This is a genomic window from Actinoplanes sp. NPDC051411, assembly GCF_040682075.1.
Taxonomy (GTDB): domain Bacteria; phylum Actinomycetota; class Actinomycetes; order Mycobacteriales; family Micromonosporaceae; genus Actinoplanes.
In genome coordinates this window covers 101,380-117,459 of the sequence record NZ_JBFBAD010000006.1, presented here as the reverse complement: position 1 = coordinate 117,459, position 16,080 = coordinate 101,380, and the positions used below count along the sequence as shown (strand labels likewise).

Genomic DNA, 16,080 nt, shown 5'->3' with positions numbered 1-16,080 from the left:
GATCTTGATGGTGGTGCTCGCCGGATCGATCACCGTGCTCGCGATCTACAACGCTCAGGGCAACGACCCGGTTGTCGCGGTTGCCGGTGATCAGGAAGACGCTTGGGTGACGGTGCAAAACAAGGTGCTCGGATCCGCCTCCGACTTCAAGGAAGACCGTCACCTCCTCTACCTTTCGACTCGCCGGATCTCCTACTGCGCATACAAGGGCTGCTCAGTCGCCGGGTTCACGGCCGGCAGTGGTGTCAAACTCCTGGCGCTGTGCTTCGCCGCCGGCAGCGCTATGACTAATGTCAACCTGTGGTCCCTGTCCGCCCGTCGTAACCCCCATCGCGCGTCCTCCGACCTGTGGTACTACGTGCGGGCCGGCGCCGTCGAGGGGTGGGTCAACGAGGTCTACCTGACCCCCGCGTCGCGGGGAGGGCTCGGCCTGCGGCACTGCGACCCGAGCCTCACGCGGTAGGCAATGGGTCGCCGACGTCGTACCTGGGTACTGATCCCGGCCGGGATCGGCATCCTCGGGCTGGCGTTGATTCCTGTCCGCATCGCGTACCACGCCGGCGACGGAACCTTCACCCGCGTCACCGGTTGGGCCAACATCCTGGCCCTCTCGGTCAGCCTCGTCGCCCTAGCCCTGCCGGTCGCCACGATCGTAGCTGAACGCCTCCGACCGGTCTCTGCCGACGATCTTGCCGCCGCAGAAAAAGACATCGCCTCCTCGCTTCTGAAATCCGAGGGAAAATTCTTTCGGCTGCTGATCGGAACCGAACGCCCGGACATACGCCGCATCGACGTGAGATTCCATCGGCGACCCGGTCAGTACCGGACGGCTGGCGGAGACGCGACTGGCTCTCTTGAGAAGGTTCTTGAGTTTTACCAGTCGCTCAATCCGGGGCGTATGGCGGTTGTCGGCAGTCCAGGAGCCGGAAAGACCGTCCTAGTCACATACCTGCTGATCCGCATGCTACAAACCCGCCGAGAGGACGAGCCGATACCGCTCAGGCTCAGCTTAGCATCGCTGCAGCCCGAAGAACCCATCGAGGCCTGGCTCATACGACAGGTATCGGTATCGTTTCCTGATTGGCGGCGGGCCATTCCGGAACTGATTCGGCGCCACCGGATCCTGCCCGTTCTCGACGGTTTGGATGAGATGGACAACGGCCCTGGCCCTGCCGCGCGCGCGGAGCAAACCGTGGCCAAACTGAACGACCATTTCGCCGACATCGAAGCGGCCCCGTTCATCATCACCTGCCGGACCGGGGCCTACGACAGTTTGCCTGTCGGACCCGACGAGACCACCGTCGTGGAGATCGATCCGCTAGTCGGCGACGAGATCGCCGCGTACCTGACGCGCCAATTCAAGAGCGCGGACGACGACGTGGCATGGTTGGACGTACTAGCACCGTTACAACTGCATACGGACACCGAGTTGTCTCGACGCATCACCAGCGAGCTCTCCACGCCGTGGGCACTGACCTTGGCCGTGAGCGCATACCGGAACAACATCAGCCCGGTCGACCTGGGGCTAGCGGACCCGTCGACCGACGGCAGCACCCGCGACGCGCTGCTCGCCCAATTTGTGCCTTCGATCACCGCATTGCATCGTTCCTACAATGCGGAGGAGGTCCGACGCTGGTTGAATACACTCATCCAACATCTGGAGAACAGCGGATCAAGGACCGATATCGTTCTTCACGAGGCGTGGCCGCTGGCCGGCCAGAGACGTCCGCGAGTTCTCCATGCCGTCCTGGCGGGCGGCGCGACGATCGCCGCCATCCTATCGACCGCAATTAGCATTCCCGATCCGCGATTCCTCGCACCTTCGGCCTTCGGCCGTTACCTGCGTGCGTTTCCTCATATCGAGCCGACCTTCGTCGGTGCCGTGTTGGTCGTGCTGCTCGGCGCCGTCACGCTGCCCGCGGCCGCCGCGCTCACCGTCGCCCGTCGAGAGCTCGAGCCCGCCGACCTGCGATGGGCTCAACTGTGGAGTGCCGTAGGTCTGCGCAGAATAGTCTGGGGCTTCGCTGTCGGCGCGGCTGCCGGAACTGCCGTCGGCGCCGCCCTCGGGCTGACCTCCAGCCTGCCGGTGGGCTGGAGGATCGGGGTGCCGGCTGGCGCCGCGGTCGGCGCCGCTGCCGGCCTCGCACTCGGGATGGTCGCCGGCGCCGATCCGATGGGCGCTTACCTGCGCGACCCGCGCGACGTACTGCGCGGCGATCTGGCACACGGTCTGACGTACGGCTCCGGCCTCGGGTTGGTCGGCGGCATTGCCGGCACCATCTCAGTGAGCCCCGCCTACGGTTCCGTCATCGCATTGTCCGTTGCGACGGCCTACGGCCTACTGGTGGGCCCAGCTGCCACGGTCCGATACGCCATTGCCATCGCCCTGGCATCCCGACGCGGCCGCCTGCCGCTACGCCTGGGCAGATTCTTGGACTGGGGAGTCTCGGCCGGGCTCTTTCGTACCTCCGGCGTCGCCTATCAGTTCCGCCACGAGGAGTTGCGACTATGGCTAAAAGAGCAGGCCGTAAAAGTATAGGCGGCGCGGCCCGCGGGCCACGCTGACCCCGGTAGTCGATAGGCGGGCGTTCGTCAGCGGTCACTGCTCATCTGCTGCGCTCGGTGACCAGATCATCGGCGGCGCGCACCGCCGTCGCGTTCAACCTTTCAACGGAAGCGCTCGAGCTCAAGGTCGGCTTTTCCCGCTCGCGCGCGATCTTGGCCTGTACAGCGTGGCCGTCCATCTTCAGGGTGATCGATCCCGCGAGCCAAGCGTTGTCCGGGTGACCGGTTGCGTTACCGGAGGCGACTTGGTGCTAGCTCTGGGTGAGCGGCGTATTGCCCTGGCCGAATGAGTTGATCGCCATGCCGAGTCCTGCACCCACCCGTACCGGCGCCCTGAGCGACGGCGCCCTCACTGCCTGGCTGCAGGCGCCAGGCGCACGACGGGTGCGGGGCCGTGACCGGCCGGTGCCGTCGGGTGGTACTCGGTTCGCGTTCTATGGCCGGATTTCGACCGCTCGGTTTCAGGATCCGGTGTCGTCGCGGGCGTGGCAGTTGGAGGCGGCTGGCCGGTTGGTCGCCGGGCGCGGCCACATTGTGGTCGAGTTTTTCGATACGGCGGCGTCGCGGAGTCTGCCGTGGGTGCGGCGTCCTGAGGCGGCGGCGTTGTTGGTGGCTGCGGCGGACCCGGATCGCGAGTTTGACGCGGTGGTGGTGGCTGAGTTCGAGCGTGCGTTCGCCGCCGGTCAGGCCCAGCCGGTGATCGCCCAGTTGAACGCGTACGGGGTGCAGGTGTGGCTGCCGGAAGCGCGCGGCCCGGTGGATCTGGGTGAACCGGAGCATCGGGCGTTGCTGATGATGCTGGGTCATCAGTCGGAGCGGGAGGTGCTGCGTAATCGGTCGCGGACGACGGCGGCGATGGCGGCTCAGGTTCGTGAGCAGGGCCGGATGCTGGGTGGCCGGCCGCCGTACGGCTATCAGCTGGTGGACGCGGGTCCGCACCCGAATCTGGTGCACGCGATGTGGGGCCGCAGGCAGCGGCGACTAAATCTCGATCCGGTGACGGCCCCACACGTGCGGTGGATCTTCGCCCGCCGCTTGGAAGGCTTCAGCCAGGCCGCGATCGCGCGGATGCTCAACGAGCGCCGAGTACCGTCACCTGGGGCGTATGACCGGATCCGCAATCCGCATCGGCAGCAGACGGTGTGGACGTTGCGGACGGTGGCGGCGCTGTTGGCGAATCCGCGCTACACCGGTCGGCAGGTGTGGAACCGGCAGTACACCGATCATCGGGAGGCGGTGCCGGGGGACAAGCGGTCGAGTCTGGGTCCGGTGCGGGTATGGAGCGACCGCAGCGACTGGGTCGTCTCGAACGAGTACACGCACCCCGCGCTGGTCAGTGACGAGGATTTCGCCGTGGCGCAGCAGATCACCGCGATCGGACTGCCGGACGATGGCACGTCGCGCCGGTACGCGCTGACCGGGCTGCTGGTCTGTGCGGTGTGCGAGCGCCGGCTGGAGGGGCATTGGGTGCACGGCAATCCGGGATATCGGTGCCGGCACGGCAGCACCTCGGCGCATCGGGCGGGCGTTGGCCCGAAGTGGGTGTACTGGTCGCAGGTCCGGCTGTTCCGCACGCTTCGCGAGGCTCACCGCGACGTTGCCCTACTCGGCGGCCCGGAGGACTTGGCGGCCTATTTGAGAGCCGGCGATCTGCTCGTCGTTTGCGGCGGACCAGGGACCTTGGTGATCGAGGCTACGGCGCCTGTCGAAGACGAGTCCGAACCTGTGTTGGACGAGCCAGACAACGAGACCCCGCAGCAGTTGCCGCTACCGCCGCGGCCTCGGAGGAGTACCGGCCGGTCAACCTGGGAGGCGGCGCGGTTCCCGCGGCAGGTCATGAACGACAAAACCCCCGCCAGGCATCACGTGAAACGTGAATGACCCGTGGGGGTTAACGTGTCCGGATCTTGGCACAATACCTGGTCACTCATGAGCGGCATGAGTGTCATGCCGTCTATTGTACCCAATTTCTGTGCGCGCGGCATCGTCCTCGAGTGTTGGCTTACTGAGGCCGAATTCGATCGTATTAGTGCCCGCGAAACCGCTGGGTATTGAGCCGTGGTTGGCGGGGAGAAAGCCGAGGAGTTTACCTGCCCGACGGGTGGGACGTGGTTACTTGGGATATCCCCAGGTGTGCGACCTCTGGCATCTACGATGGGCGTTGCCACTGTGCTGTTGTGCGCACGCTGTGTCGAACGTCGTCTTTCAGGATCTCGAGGATCTCTCCTGCCGCTAGAGGGTCGTCGTCTCGCGCGCGGACGGCACAGTCCGCCAGGACCTGCCGTACGCGAGGGCTCTTGTCTCGGGCCAGGTGCTTGCAAACCGTGTCGTATTGGCGTGGCCGTCGCATGCAGAGAATGGCGCCGAGCTGGCGGATGTTTACGTGTTCATGTGCGGCCAACACGCCTGCGTCGAGATTTTCTGTGATCTCGTGAGGTAAATGCGCGAGCGTGGAGCTCGCGAGATTGGTGGTGGTGTTTTCGTCGTTGCTTAGGAGATTTACTGCCTGGTCGCGTATCCAACGAAGGTCGGTGTCGTCGCGGGCGGATAGTCGGGCGAGGCGCAGGGCGTGTCCGCGCAGTGTCGATGCCGGCCCATCGATCCGGAAGCGGCTTAGTGGGTGTGAGGCGCCAGTTAGTTGGTCGTCGTATGCACTCCCGTCGCGGGCGCCGGTCACAAAGGGTATGACGCGGGGAAATACCCCGGCGTGGAGGCGCGCATTGGCGCTGATGAGGAGGTTGGCGGCGCCAACGAGTGCGTCCTGCCGGTGACCGGCGGTTTCGTTCGAATCTTCGGCAATGCTCAGCAACTTTTCGAGGCAGGCGGCTTGGTCGCTTTCGTCGAGCGTCGTAGCCAGGTAGGAGTCGGGCACGATCGTGGATCCAGACTCGACTCGGGCAGGGCTGGGCTTCGGACGAGACAGAATGCGATCGCGTGCTTCCTTCGCCAGGCGTTGAGTGGAGGGCTCCTCAGGGGCCAGTGCGGCGGGTAATACCGCGCTCAGGTAGGAGGTGCCGGCGCCGGGTATGAGGGCTTGGGCCTTCAGGAGGTCCCGTTCTTCTTTGGGGAGGAGCGGCAGCAACGGCCCGTCGTTGCCAGGGTTTCCGCGAATCAGGCCGATGACGCGCTCGTCGATGCTCAACTTTGCGGCGTGTTGTACGCCGTATCTTGTGAGTTCGAGCAGGCGGCGAAGGCCGGGTAGGGCTATATCGGGATGCGCAATGGAAATCTCGACGCACGCGGCGGCGTGCGCGTTGTCGCTGGGACGGAACTGGCGGGGCCCTCGGACGACGTCGGCGGCGAGCAGGTCGAGAACCGCGGCCGCCTGCTCGGAGGTACCGCGGTGAGCAAGTGCGCACATGCCTTCGACGGCCCGCTCGGTCAGGCTGCCGCGGCCAGGCGGCTCCGCGAACTCTCCGGCACGTCCTCGTATTGTGATGTCGGTGAGGATCTCGAGGAGATTGGCTGCGGCTTGGTCGGGGATCAGATCGGCTTGTGTTGTCGCGAACGCGATCTTCGCGTCGGTCACCCACCACGGTTCTGCCCGATTAATTTCGATCTGGATGAGTTCGTCACCAACTCGTTCGGCCAGTTCGGTCAGCTTCTGGGCGCTGCCGGATCTCGCGAGGAAGTCGGCCGCCAGAGCGGGTTCCGCGTTGTCGCGGTAGAGCTCACCGAGGAATCGTGTCGCCTCCATTTCGACCGCCCAGCTGCCGGTGACGACAGCGTCGGTGAGCCATTGGCGGGCGGCCAATATCGCTTCGATCGGGTTTCCTGCCAGCAAGGCCGTTCGGGCGTGGTCACTGGGGAGCCGACTGCGCTGGAGCAGGCGATCCGTGCCGGTGTTCCGTAGGGCCTGTGCGAGGTGGTGTTCGTCGTCGATCCCCGAGGACCAGGAGCCGAGACGGCCGTTGGCCGAGCGAATCGCGTAGAGCCAGTCGGCGGCATCGTCCGCGAGGCCATCATGGATGGCATCGGAGATGGCGTCACGCCAGGCGTCGACCGCCTCTTCGAGTCGGCTTTCCATCGAGCAGCGCCGGGCCTCGCGTGCGTTGATGAGCGCCGCGAGACGACCCAAAACATGATGTCGGCCGGCGAGAGTATTGAGTGCTTCGCGTTCGTGCTGGTCGTACTCGGCGACGAGGAGCCTGAGCCTGATTTCGGTCTCATGCCAGCGGGGAAGGTCGAGGTGATCGAGGGCGGATCGGAGAAGGCGGTCGAACTCGGCGATCCGAGACGGGTGGCTGGCCAGGACTCCCTCGGCGAGAAGTCGTACCAGCCGCCCGTGGTGTGGCAGTATCTCGGTTCCCGGCTCGGACAGGGCTGCCAGGAGTTCGTCGGGGCGGCAGAGCGGGTCGCCGAGATAGTCGATCGCAAGGCTCGCGAGCGAGGCGGCGCGGTGGTGTCGAAGGGTGGCTGCGTCTGCGTGGTCGCCGGGGTTCTCGAGCAGTCTGCTGGCTTGGTGTCGTAGTCGGCGAGCCTCTTCAAAGCCTGCTCGGTCGAGGGCGTCAACGATGAGTCGTGCGGTGAGGGCGAGTGCGCCGCCCGAGTCACCGGCGGCTTGAAGCGCGGTCACTTGACGGTCGCGTATTACGGCTCCGTGGCCGTGGTAGCCCGCCGTTTCGAGGCGGGCGGCCAGCTCGGCATAGAGTTTGGCGGCCTCGCGGGGTTCGTCGGCGCGCTTGGCGTCGGCTTGATGAAGCTTGAGTGGTGTGTCTTCGGAGTTGAGGGGACCTACCAGAATGCGTTCGGCTTGGAGTCGTCGGTCAGGCGGTGGGGTAGGTATTCCCGGCGGTGGCGCGGAGGTGCAGAAAACGGCTGCGGTTTCGCGGGTCCAGAATTGGGCGACTACGTCGGCCAGGGCTCGAAGGGATTGGTTGAGCTGTTCGGCTCCCCACAGGTCGATGGTCAGGTGCGGGTAGGCGTCGCTGAGGCTGGCGAGCTCGTCGAACAGCTGGGTTTGCTCGGTCGAGGCCGAGGTCGTCACGATGAAGTGCACGGCGTCGAACGGCAGCCGACCCGACATGAAGGTTCTGACTGCCTTGCGGAGTGTCGCGGGAGTGAAGGATTTGTTGTCCTTGCACTGGATGACGACGTACTTTCCATCGGGCTTGCGTCCGGCCAGGTCGATGCCCTGCTGGCGCTGTCCCTGGATGCCGTAGCGCCGGAATTGGATGCCTCGGAGTCCGAGTGTGCGCTTGGCAATACGCAGTACGAGCTTTTCGAATCGGTCCCAGCCTATGTGGAGGTCGAGGTCTTCGCCGGCCGGCCGGGTGCCGGGCGTCCCGGGTGCCGGCTGAGTCGACAGGTTCTCGTCGGTCTCGCAGCGTGCCCAGGGACGTGGCTGGCTTCGTGCCGTCATCCGGTCAGTCTGCTACGAATGCCGACCGTGCTTCGTTCGGACTGTCTGGGTGGGTGACGAGCGGTTGGCCCGAAGAAGTGCGGCACCTTTCTTGCGAGCCGGTTCGTGTCGAGGTGTCGGCGTACGCCTTGGAGTGCAGAGCTGCGTACGTGAGGAAGTACACAGAAGCCATCGACGTCGGTACGCCTGCCGGAACAAGCCGGGAGCGTCCGTCGACTACAGTAAGTCACCCTAGCCGGGGGGCGCGGTACGGCGGATCTGCCGATGTCCGGATACGGGCCTCGGCTCTTCTTTACGCCGGTTGCTCTGCGCTGCCCGAGTTCTTCGGCGAGACGTCCCGCGATAGTTGCTCCACGCTGCGGAGGCGGCCATCTGGGTCAAGTTGACCGAACATGTGGATCTCGGTCGCGATCACCTGGCCGCGGCGCATTGTGGCGGTCAGCGTGTAACGAGCGGCGACCTGGGCGCCGGACATCAGCGCATCGTGCACCTCGACATTGATCTGCGTAGCGTTTCGGCGGCCGGCCTTGACATGGGCAAGTAGCCGCATCTTGTCGAGGAGGATGCCATCGTTGCGGAGCACGAAGTCGTCGATGTGATAGCGACCGAAAACGGCCGCTGGGTCCTGGTGTCCGAACGTGAGTTCCTGCGGGTACCGAGTCAGGTAGCCGATCAGATCGGCGCCGGGCGTACCGGAGAGGTGCTGACTCATAGCGACTCCTCCATTTAAATTGGACATGTGTGTCCAAGATAAGCCGAACGCTTAAGCTTGGCAATCGTGGCCGAACCTATTGCTCAGCGAGGCCGTAAGCGGCGGCTCGATGCGGAGCGGAGCCGCGCTGCAGTGCTGGACGCGGCGATCGCCGTGCTGGGTCAGCAGGCTGACGCCAGCATCGAAGACATCGCCGCAGCGGCCGGAGTGGTACGGCAGACGGTCTACGCGCACTTCCCGTCCCGCACGGCCCTACTTGGCGCCGTGGTCGACCACCTCACTGCCGAAACGGCGAGCGCGCTGGATGCACTCGACTTGACGACACCGCCCCCAGGCGAGGCGCTGCGTCGCTGGCTGGAGGCGAGCTGGGCCATCGTGCAGCGTTACCCGGTCCTACTCAGCCCGGTCATCGCAGTGGCTGCACCACCGGCCGACGAGCACGACCGACACCGACCTGTCTCCACCCAGCTCAGCGAGCTGGTCCGCCGCGGCTGCCAGGCCGGCGTGTTCGAAGCACGCCATTCCGAAGCCTGGATCATCAGCGCCACTATCGTCCTCGGCCACGCCGCCGGCCAACAGGTCACAGCCGGTCGGCTGAGCCCCGAGGAGGCCGGAGCGGCGTATCGCGACAGCGTCTTGCGACTCGTTCTCAGGCAATCGATCAGAGACGACGGCTGACGTCCAAGCCCATCCCGCGATACGCACCGACCTCAGCTGATCGATCAGCCTCACTGTTCCGACATCCGGATCTCCCGCGATCCGCGCTTCACGTCAGATTGACCTCAGTCAGCTGAGCTGATTAGTTACAGCGCGTGGATCCGGAAACCGGTCTGGCATTGATCCACCTTCCGGACCGCGCTGGCCGCAGTCGATGAGTCGGATCGGTGCGGCGTGCCCCCCGGCAAACGGAGCGTTTTACGGCGGTTGCCTGCCGGCAACTGGGCGGTAGATGACAGACCTGAGACCGGCCGGGGGCAGGGGGACCGGTGGTGATCGGGACACCCGTCGTCTCGTTCGGCTACGCCGGGATCGGGGCGGTGGCCGTGTTGGCCGGGTCGATAGTGTCCACGCGGTTCGCCCTGTCGGCCCGGGTGCGAGCTTTAGTGCAGCATGCGGCCGCCGGGACCGTCCTCGCGGGCCTGGTCGTCGACGTGTTGGACAAGTTGCTGCACCGCGCCGGACAACTGGTGGCCGCTGTGGCCGCTGTGGCCGGCATGGTGGCCGGTTTAGTCGCCATGCTGGCGATCCGGGCGTGGGCCGACGGCGCCGGTGTCGGAACGTTCGTGGTGACGGCCGCCGTGGACATCCTCGTCGATGGTGTGTTGATCGGTCTGTCAGCGGCGTTGGGAGCGGGGACCGGTCTGCTGTTCGCTGTGGCGCTCGCTCCGGAGGTGGGTCTGCTGGGTGTGAGCGCCGCAGCGGCGCTTCGGAAGCGTCGGCCGTCCGGACGTGTGGTCGCAGCCGCTGCCGGTATCGGGGCCGCGATCAGGGCCGCGGGCAGTTTGGGCTGGGTGATCGCCCAGTCCGGCTCGTTCGCTGCTACGGCCGTGCTGGGCCTGGGCGCCAGTGTGATCATCTATCTGGGTTCTCGAGGAGCTACTTCGGGAAGCGCACGAGACTGACACCGGGCCGTGGGAGGTGGCGGTGCTGTTCACCGGTTTCCTGCCGTTCTTTCTTATCGGCATCGCCGCCGGCTGAGCCATCGTGACCCTGCGCCGCCGCAAACCTCTGCCTGAGGCCACCGCGAAGACTGAGCCAGTTCACGGTCGCAGGGCGAAGGCGGCGTTGATCAGGGCGAGGTGGCTGAGGGCTTGGGGTAGGTTGCCGAGCATGCTGCGGTCGGCGGGGTTGATCTGTTCGGCGAGCAGCCCGAGATCGGTGGTGAGCGTGACAGCGGCCTTCATCTGGGCTGCGGCTTGCTGGTGCCGGCCGAGGCTGGTGAGGGCGGAGACAAGCCAGAACGAGCAGGCCAGGAAGGTGCCTTCCTCTTTCCGCATGCCGGTGTAGCGGTAAAGCAGTGGCCCGTCGGCGAGTTCGTTGCGGATGGCGGCGATGGTGCCGGCGAGGCGTTCGCCGCGGTCGAAGCCGGTCTGTCCGGCCAGCAGGGTGGCGGCGTCGAGGTCGTCAGTCCCGGCGTAAAAGGGTGATCGTCTCGGGGTAGCGGCGACCGTTGAACGGGTCGTGGCGCATGAAGTCCGGAGCGTCGATGCGCACGGTGACACTGTACGGTCCGGCGCCGGAATTTGGGCGTTGGTGCCGTAGTGGTAGAGGAACGGGTGCCACAGGAACGGCAGGTCGGTGCGGATCAGTGTCCGGCCGTCCTGCTCGACCTCAATGTGGACAGTCAGGCCGGCGACGAAGTGGCCGGCGGCGCCGTCGGCCACCGCGACCTCGAGGTGCATCGTGGCCTGCGGTGCTGCCTCACGCCAGACGAGCCGGTCGCCGTCGCGTTCGTACTTGCCTTCGGCTTCCTCGTCGACGAAGGCGATCAGGTAAGCCGGCGCGGGCGAGCACGGCGCCGTCCTCGTCGGCCATGGCCTTGAGCGCGTCGCCGTAGGCGTCACCCTGCGTGCGAGCGACAGCAAGCTGATCGCCGGTCGCCTCGTTGCTGGCCCGCGCGGGCGGGTCGGTGGCCGGCGACGCCGTTACTGGTCCTCCTTCTTGTCCTGGTCGGCTTCCTGTTCCCGCTGGCGAGCTTCGTTGTCCCTCTGGATCTGCTCGGGTGACATGTTGGCGCGCGGGGTGTCGACGATGCTGCCGCCGGCGTGCTCGCCGTCCCGGTCGTTCGGCATGGTGATGACTCCTGAGTCAGAAGGCGACATCGATCATGTGTCGTTGCCTGTCGTTGAGGACCGCGTACCCGTGGTTCGGTCGGCTACGCCGATGCGGTCGACGTTTCTCGGCGCCTGTCAGTGCACCCGCCAGACCAGCACAGCGCCAGTGAGACACAGAACGGCGGCGAGCAGGTAGCAGACGAGATAGCCGGTGAAGGTGGGTGACGCGGACAACGAGGCGGCGAAGGAGGCGAGCAGGATGGTGTTGGTCTGCCCGCCGACCCCGCCGGCCAGCCGGCGGATGGGTGCTGTTCGCCGCTGTGGAAGCGGCGGCTACCTCCGGCGCGACCCCGTTGGTCGCGGTCGAGCTTCCGGCCTGCAGGCCGGCGCCCGCTCCAGCACCCAGCAGTAGCACAGCGACCCCGACGAGGATCGCGGATTGCCGTGCCAGGCACAGCAGGCCCATGCCGCACGCCACCAGCAGCAGCCCAGCGGCGAAGATGCCGCGCGCCGGCAGACGCCGCTCGAGCAGACCGCCCAGCGGCGACGCGGCGGTCTGGCCGACCGCCAGCGGCACCAGCAGCAGCCCGATCGTGGCGGTGGAGGCGGACAGCCCGTAGCCGGTGGTGCCCGGGTCGGCGCGGATCATCTGCGGGACGAGCAGATAGCTGCCGAACAGGGCCCAGCCGAGCCCGACGGTGGCTAAGTTGCCCGCGCTCACATGCCGGTTGGCGAAGATGCCAAGATCGATCAGCGGGTTGTCGGTGCGGCGTTCGTGCCGCAGCCACCAGGCAGCGGCGACCACGGCGACCGCGAGCGGGCCGAGGGTGATCGGTGATCGCCGGCCCTGGACGACGACGATGGTCAGGCCGCTGAGCAGCGCGACCGCCGCGACGGTCAGGCAGCGTGCCGACCACGTCGTAGCCGCCGGCGGCCCGGTCCTGATGGGCGGGTGTCATCCGCCAGGCGTGCACCATCCCGGCGGCGACCAGCACAGCGCCACCGGCGAAGATCCACCGCCACGACGCGTACTGCGCCACCAGGCCGCCGCCGGCGAAACCGATCGCCGTGCCGATGCCGAACGCCGCGGCGAGCGCGGAGACCACCCGCCCGGTCAGCTTCTCGGGTACCGCGTCGCGGGGAGCACGAGCGCGACCGGGTAGACCGAGCCGCCGACCCCCTGCACGGCTCGGCACACCAGCAGCACGGCCAGGTTCGGTGCGGCCGTGGCGGCCAGAGACGCGACCGCGAACACGCCCAGGCCGATCAGTAGCATCCGGCGGCGTCCGTACAGGTCACCGAGCCGCCCCATTGCCGGGGTCGCCGCCGTCGCCACGATCAGGTAAACGGTGACCAGCCACGACGACCACTCCTGGCTGCCGTGCAACGCGGTCTCGATGGTATGCACGGCGGGCACGACGGAGGTCTGCTGCACCGCGAAGGCGATCACCGCGACGACCAGGGACGGCACCACCGGCTGGGTGCCCTGCCGTGACCGTGCGGTGCCGGTGGATTGCTGGGTCACATGGCTTCCTTGATGCCGCGCCGGATCAGCCACGCGTTGACCGGATAGGCCGTCAGGAAGCCCAGGGCCATGCCGATCTGCATGAGGAACCAGTAGGCGGCGGTGTCCGGAGCACGGCACCGAGAATGCCCGCGTTCACCGTGAGCCACAGCGCCGAGATCTCGGGGTCATCACCCCGAACAGCACGAGCAACCAACCGACCAGCGCGCCGACGATGAGCCCGGAGACGGCCCCGCGGTGGAAACCACACTCAGGCCGCGCCGCGATTGGGCCCACGAGGGCGCGCGAGTGCGTACGGCCCTGCGCGCCGCCCTGGCCGACCGGGGCGGCTGGTCCCCGGTCTCTGGCTCGAACTGCGCCGCTGCAGAGGCCGCTGCAGCGGCCGCGGACGAGTCGCTGCGCTCGGCCGTCCGGGATCTGCTCGGCGGCGGCCTCGGCCGGTTCGCCGCTTCGCACGGCGGCGACATCCAGTTGGTCGACGTCCGCGAGGGTGTCGTGACCGTACGCCTCGAGGGCGCCTGCCACGGCTGCCCGCCGGCCGTCATACCCGGGGTCGCCGGTTCTCCGACCAGCGGTGAAGTGATCGAGGCGTCGGCCGCCGGGCACGGCTACAACGTGGGTTCGCTCAATGCGCCGATGGCCGGTGCCGATGACGGCGTCGAACGTCAGGACCTCATCGTGGTGGAGGTCCGGACCTTACTTTCTCTGTGTGAGCGGGTGGACACGGCATGCACACCGGTGTCCGCAAGACCGAGGGGAGATCGAGCTGTGGATTCCGTTGGGACTCAGGGTCGTGCCTGCTGTCGGATGCCGGGGGTGGCCGCCGTCCGTCCGGCAGCGTCCACGGCCAGGAACTCGCCGGTGTGCGGAGCAGGCTGTGCGGTCCCGTCGCGGTCGGTGAACCGGAATGGTAGCCCGGCGGCGAAGGTGGGTCGTGACCGGTCCATGACCTGGAAGTGCAAGTGTGGCTCGCTGGAGTTGCCGGAATTGCCGCAGCGGGCGATCTGCTGGCCGGCGGTGACGAACTCGCCGGCCCGTATCGTGGCGGAATGTCGTTGCAGGTGGGCGTACAACAGGTACCGGTTCGCGCCCATGTCGATCACGATGTGGTTGCCGACCACCCGGCCGGCTCCTAGAACCTCCCGGACCATGCCCTCAACCAGCAGGTAGATCAGGCCCGGCACCGAGTTGCGACTCCAATGGTCGCGCTGGCCCTGCCGCACCCGTACAACCCGGCCTCCAGAGGCGGAGTAGACGGGCTGCCCGAACCCGGCGAAGTCGCTCGCCGGCCTGGCGAGCGGGCGCCACCCAAGCCGGGGAGGCGGGCTGCCGGGTGGCTGAAACACCAGGTCGACGGCGTACGTCTGACCGTATGCGTGGACGCCGTGGCTGGGGACCCGGGTGGTGGGACTGTTGACTGCCCGCCACCTCCCGCGCACCGGCGGGTCCATCGGCACCGGCGCAGCGCGTACCCGGCCCACCCACGCGTACAACGCGAAGGCGCCACCCAGCGCGACACAGGCCAGCCACCAGGGCGGGCGAAGACCTGACCAGGGTTGGGTCAGGAGGACGAGCAGGACCGACAGCAACAACGGCACCCGGATACGGGCTGCTAGGTGGGCCATGATTTACCCCTCCGATACGCTGGACTTCGTAAGTACGCATTTCCAAAGTAACGGAGGTTTGCCCGTGAACCAACCGGGAGACGACGAGCTGATCGCCCGGCTGACGCAGATCGAAGAGCGTCTCGCGGCGCTGGAGACCCGTGCCGCCGCTCCGATCGCCGGTCACGCTCCGATCGCGGACGATGAGGACACCTACTGGGCCTTGCGGCGGCTGCGCGAGCTGGCTCCCGAGGCAGGAGCGGTGTTGTTCACCGGGACCGTTGAGGTTTCCGATGGTGAGCGCTACGAATGGCAGCAGACGTTGCCGGTCGAGGGGATCGTCGAGTCCGACTGGACACTCGGGACGCCGGTCCTGGCGGCGCTCGCTCATCCGGCCCGGTTGCAGATCGTCCGCGCCGTCATGCGCGGCCGCCGGTCCGCCGCCGAGCTGCAAACCATCGACGGCATCGAGAGCACGGGCCAGCTCTACCACCATGTCCGGCAATTGGTCGCAGCCGGCTGGCTGCGGACAGCAGCTCGCGCAAGGTACGCGGTGCCACCCGAACGGGTCGTGCCACTACTGGTGGTCATGGCTTGTGTCCAGCATTGAGTGCTGGCGCAGCAGACCGCCGAATCTCAGTGCGAGGCCCGGTGCAAAACGAACTGCGTGCGGCCCGTGCCGTTGCGCCTGGCGTCGAAGGTCTTGCCGTGGATCCGCTCGGCGACTTCCGCGGCGACGTAGAGGAAAGCACCGTCGCCGGCATCGTACTTGAGATCCCCGACCATGGGTTCCGACGCCAGGAAGACGCTCAGTCGCTGATGATCCGGGGCGTACTGGACGCGCACGCCGCCCTCCGGCGGAACGCCGGGAACTCGGAGCATGGTGTGAATGGCTTCGGAAGCGGCGTTGGAGATGGTTAGCATATTGACCTCCCTGACTTGTCTGAGCCAGCTTGGAACTCGTTCTCCGAACCTTGCTCGGTGATATGGAGATTTTCCAACCGCGCTATGAAAGTTCGATGACAGCAGCCGACAACCTTGCGGGTGCCGAAAACGCCATCCGAGCTGGTCGCTGCTTGCGCGCGTACGTGAACTGCATCGCGTCGGCGTAGACGCTCAGTTGCTGCTCGTAGCGCCTGGCTTGGGCGGTATTCCGCGCGGCGAATCGGCCCTGCAGGACCGGGGAGAGAACCCGACGGTGGTGGTGGCGAAAAGTCCCGCGATCGAGACAACGACGGTGGCGTTCACGGCGCTGCAGCCTAAGCAGTGGACCGGGGGATCGGCGCGGCGCGGTCCGCTCTACCTCTCCTCACCAGCGCCGGTTAGGCGGCCGGAGAGCCCGGGGTCACTGTCGTCGAACACGCTGGGAGATGTTCGCCCGGCTCTCACTCTCGAATGTCGATGCGGTGGGCATGAACCCAGCCTGGATCCGGCCCGGTGTCGCGGCCAATGCGACAACCCGCACGGATCGGACTGTCATGCAACTGTCACGTCGCCGGAGAACTGTCGCGACATGATCCCGCAAAGGTGTATTCGCA

Annotated in this window: 15 protein-coding genes and 2 pseudogenes; 7 read left to right on the top strand and 10 right to left on the bottom strand. The window is 66.8% G+C overall.

Annotated features, from left to right (window positions below; genetic code table 11):
* The first annotated feature begins 7 nt into the window (after positions 1-7).
* Both AB0M88_RS05260 and AB0M88_RS05255 read left to right on the top strand, forming a co-directional pair.
* Complete coding sequence (locus AB0M88_RS05260) at positions 8-463, top strand: hypothetical protein (protein ID WP_364095633.1); 456 nt, start codon at positions 8-10, stop codon at positions 461-463.
* Between the two features lie 3 nt (positions 464-466).
* The gene (locus AB0M88_RS05255) at positions 467-2,539 is read left to right on the top strand and encodes an NACHT domain-containing protein (RefSeq protein WP_364095630.1); all 2,073 of its coding nucleotides are present in this window, start codon (positions 467-469) and stop codon (positions 2,537-2,539) included.
* 67 nt (positions 2,540-2,606) lie between these two features.
* Here the strand turns inward: AB0M88_RS05255 and AB0M88_RS05250 are convergent, their stop codons facing one another.
* Positions 2,607-2,744 (bottom strand): hypothetical protein, encoded by a 138-nt coding sequence (locus AB0M88_RS05250; RefSeq protein WP_364095627.1) that lies wholly within the window; start codon positions 2,742-2,744, stop codon positions 2,607-2,609.
* Positions 2,745-2,826: 82 nt separating this feature from the next.
* On the opposite strand from AB0M88_RS05250, the gene AB0M88_RS05245 reads away from it, so the two are divergent.
* On the top strand, positions 2,827-4,446 hold the full coding sequence (locus AB0M88_RS05245) for a recombinase family protein (RefSeq protein ID WP_364095625.1): 1,620 nt from the start codon (positions 2,827-2,829) through the stop codon (positions 4,444-4,446).
* 268 nt (positions 4,447-4,714) lie between these two features.
* Here AB0M88_RS05245 and AB0M88_RS05240 read toward each other — a convergent pair whose 3' ends face one another.
* Both AB0M88_RS05240 and AB0M88_RS05235 read right to left on the bottom strand, forming a co-directional pair.
* Positions 4,715-7,927, bottom strand: coding sequence for a hypothetical protein (locus AB0M88_RS05240; RefSeq protein ID WP_364095622.1), 3,213 nt, complete (start codon positions 7,925-7,927; stop codon positions 4,715-4,717).
* A 292-nt stretch (positions 7,928-8,219) separates the two neighbouring features.
* Positions 8,220-8,639, bottom strand: a complete 420-nt coding sequence (locus tag AB0M88_RS05235; RefSeq protein ID WP_364095619.1) for a hypothetical protein — start codon at positions 8,637-8,639, stop codon at positions 8,220-8,222.
* Between the two features lie 66 nt (positions 8,640-8,705).
* On the opposite strand from AB0M88_RS05235, the gene AB0M88_RS05230 reads away from it, so the two are divergent.
* Both AB0M88_RS05230 and AB0M88_RS05225 read left to right on the top strand, forming a co-directional pair.
* On the top strand, positions 8,706-9,317 hold the full coding sequence (locus AB0M88_RS05230) for a TetR/AcrR family transcriptional regulator (RefSeq protein WP_364095616.1): 612 nt from the start codon (positions 8,706-8,708) through the stop codon (positions 9,315-9,317).
* Between the two features lie 308 nt (positions 9,318-9,625).
* Positions 9,626-10,261, top strand: coding sequence for a hypothetical protein (locus AB0M88_RS05225; protein WP_364095614.1), 636 nt, complete (start codon positions 9,626-9,628; stop codon positions 10,259-10,261).
* Between the two features lie 138 nt (positions 10,262-10,399).
* Here the strand turns inward: AB0M88_RS05225 and AB0M88_RS05220 are convergent, their stop codons facing one another.
* The 5 genes and pseudogenes from AB0M88_RS05220 to AB0M88_RS05200 form a co-directional block, all read right to left on the bottom strand.
* Entirely contained in the window at positions 10,400-11,203 is an 804-nt protein-coding gene (locus AB0M88_RS05220) for a hypothetical protein (protein ID WP_364095611.1), read from the bottom strand.
* Between the two features lie 81 nt (positions 11,204-11,284).
* Positions 11,285-11,431: a hypothetical protein gene (locus AB0M88_RS05215; RefSeq protein ID WP_364095608.1), complete on the bottom strand. Its 147-nt coding sequence runs from the start codon at positions 11,429-11,431 to the stop codon at positions 11,285-11,287.
* 16 nt (positions 11,432-11,447) lie between these two features.
* Positions 11,448-12,218 (bottom strand): hypothetical protein, encoded by a 771-nt coding sequence (locus tag AB0M88_RS05210; protein WP_364095755.1) that lies wholly within the window; start codon positions 12,216-12,218, stop codon positions 11,448-11,450.
* Positions 12,219-12,402: 184 nt separating this feature from the next.
* A pseudogene (locus AB0M88_RS05205) lies at positions 12,403-12,863 on the bottom strand (MFS transporter); the annotation flags it as partial.
* A 71-nt stretch (positions 12,864-12,934) separates the two neighbouring features.
* On the bottom strand, positions 12,935-13,087 hold the full coding sequence (locus AB0M88_RS05200) for a DUF4396 domain-containing protein (RefSeq protein WP_364095606.1): 153 nt from the start codon (positions 13,085-13,087) through the stop codon (positions 12,935-12,937).
* An 88-nt stretch (positions 13,088-13,175) separates the two neighbouring features.
* Here AB0M88_RS05200 and AB0M88_RS05195 point away from each other — a divergent pair.
* Positions 13,176-13,460, top strand: a pseudogene (locus AB0M88_RS05195) (NifU family protein); the annotation flags it as partial.
* Between the two features lie 263 nt (positions 13,461-13,723).
* On the opposite strand, the gene AB0M88_RS05190 reads toward AB0M88_RS05195, so the two are convergent.
* Positions 13,724-14,563, bottom strand: a complete 840-nt coding sequence (locus tag AB0M88_RS05190; RefSeq protein WP_364095603.1) for a M23 family metallopeptidase — start codon at positions 14,561-14,563, stop codon at positions 13,724-13,726.
* Here AB0M88_RS05190 and AB0M88_RS05185 point away from each other — a divergent pair.
* Complete coding sequence (locus AB0M88_RS05185; RefSeq protein WP_364095600.1) at positions 14,562-15,152, top strand: winged helix-turn-helix domain-containing protein; 591 nt, start codon at positions 14,562-14,564, stop codon at positions 15,150-15,152. The genes AB0M88_RS05190 and AB0M88_RS05185 overlap by 2 nt on opposite strands.
* A 26-nt stretch (positions 15,153-15,178) precedes the next feature.
* Here the strand turns inward: AB0M88_RS05185 and AB0M88_RS05180 are convergent, their stop codons facing one another.
* Positions 15,179-15,466 carry a hypothetical protein gene (locus AB0M88_RS05180; protein WP_364095597.1) on the bottom strand — a complete coding sequence of 96 codons (288 nt, stop codon included), beginning with the start codon at positions 15,464-15,466 and terminating at the stop codon, positions 15,179-15,181.
* Between the last annotated feature and the right edge of the window lie 614 nt (positions 15,467-16,080).

Bases quoted from the DNA above. Each gene is read 5' to 3' on its own strand.
- AB0M88_RS05260 (WP_364095633.1), top strand. From the start codon at position 8: ATGGTGGTGCTCGCCGGATCGATCACCGTGCTCGCGATCTACAACGCT.
- AB0M88_RS05255 (WP_364095630.1), top strand. From the start codon at position 467: ATGGGTCGCCGACGTCGTACCTGGGTACTGATCCCGGCCGGGATCGGC.
- AB0M88_RS05250 (WP_364095627.1), bottom strand. From the start codon at position 2,744: ATGGACGGCCACGCTGTACAGGCCAAGATCGCGCGCGAGCGGGAAAAG.
- AB0M88_RS05240 (WP_364095622.1), bottom strand. From the start codon at position 7,927: ATGACGGCACGAAGCCAGCCACGTCCCTGGGCACGCTGCGAGACCGAC.
- AB0M88_RS05235 (WP_364095619.1), bottom strand. From the start codon at position 8,639: ATGAGTCAGCACCTCTCCGGTACGCCCGGCGCCGATCTGATCGGCTAC.
- AB0M88_RS05215 (WP_364095608.1), bottom strand. From the start codon at position 11,431: ATGCCGAACGACCGGGACGGCGAGCACGCCGGCGGCAGCATCGTCGAC.
- AB0M88_RS05185 (WP_364095600.1), top strand. From the start codon at position 14,562: ATGATTTACCCCTCCGATACGCTGGACTTCGTAAGTACGCATTTCCAA.
- AB0M88_RS05190 (WP_364095603.1), bottom strand. From the start codon at position 14,563: ATGGCCCACCTAGCAGCCCGTATCCGGGTGCCGTTGTTGCTGTCGGTC.
- AB0M88_RS05180 (WP_364095597.1), bottom strand. From the start codon at position 15,466: ATGCTAACCATCTCCAACGCCGCTTCCGAAGCCATTCACACCATGCTC.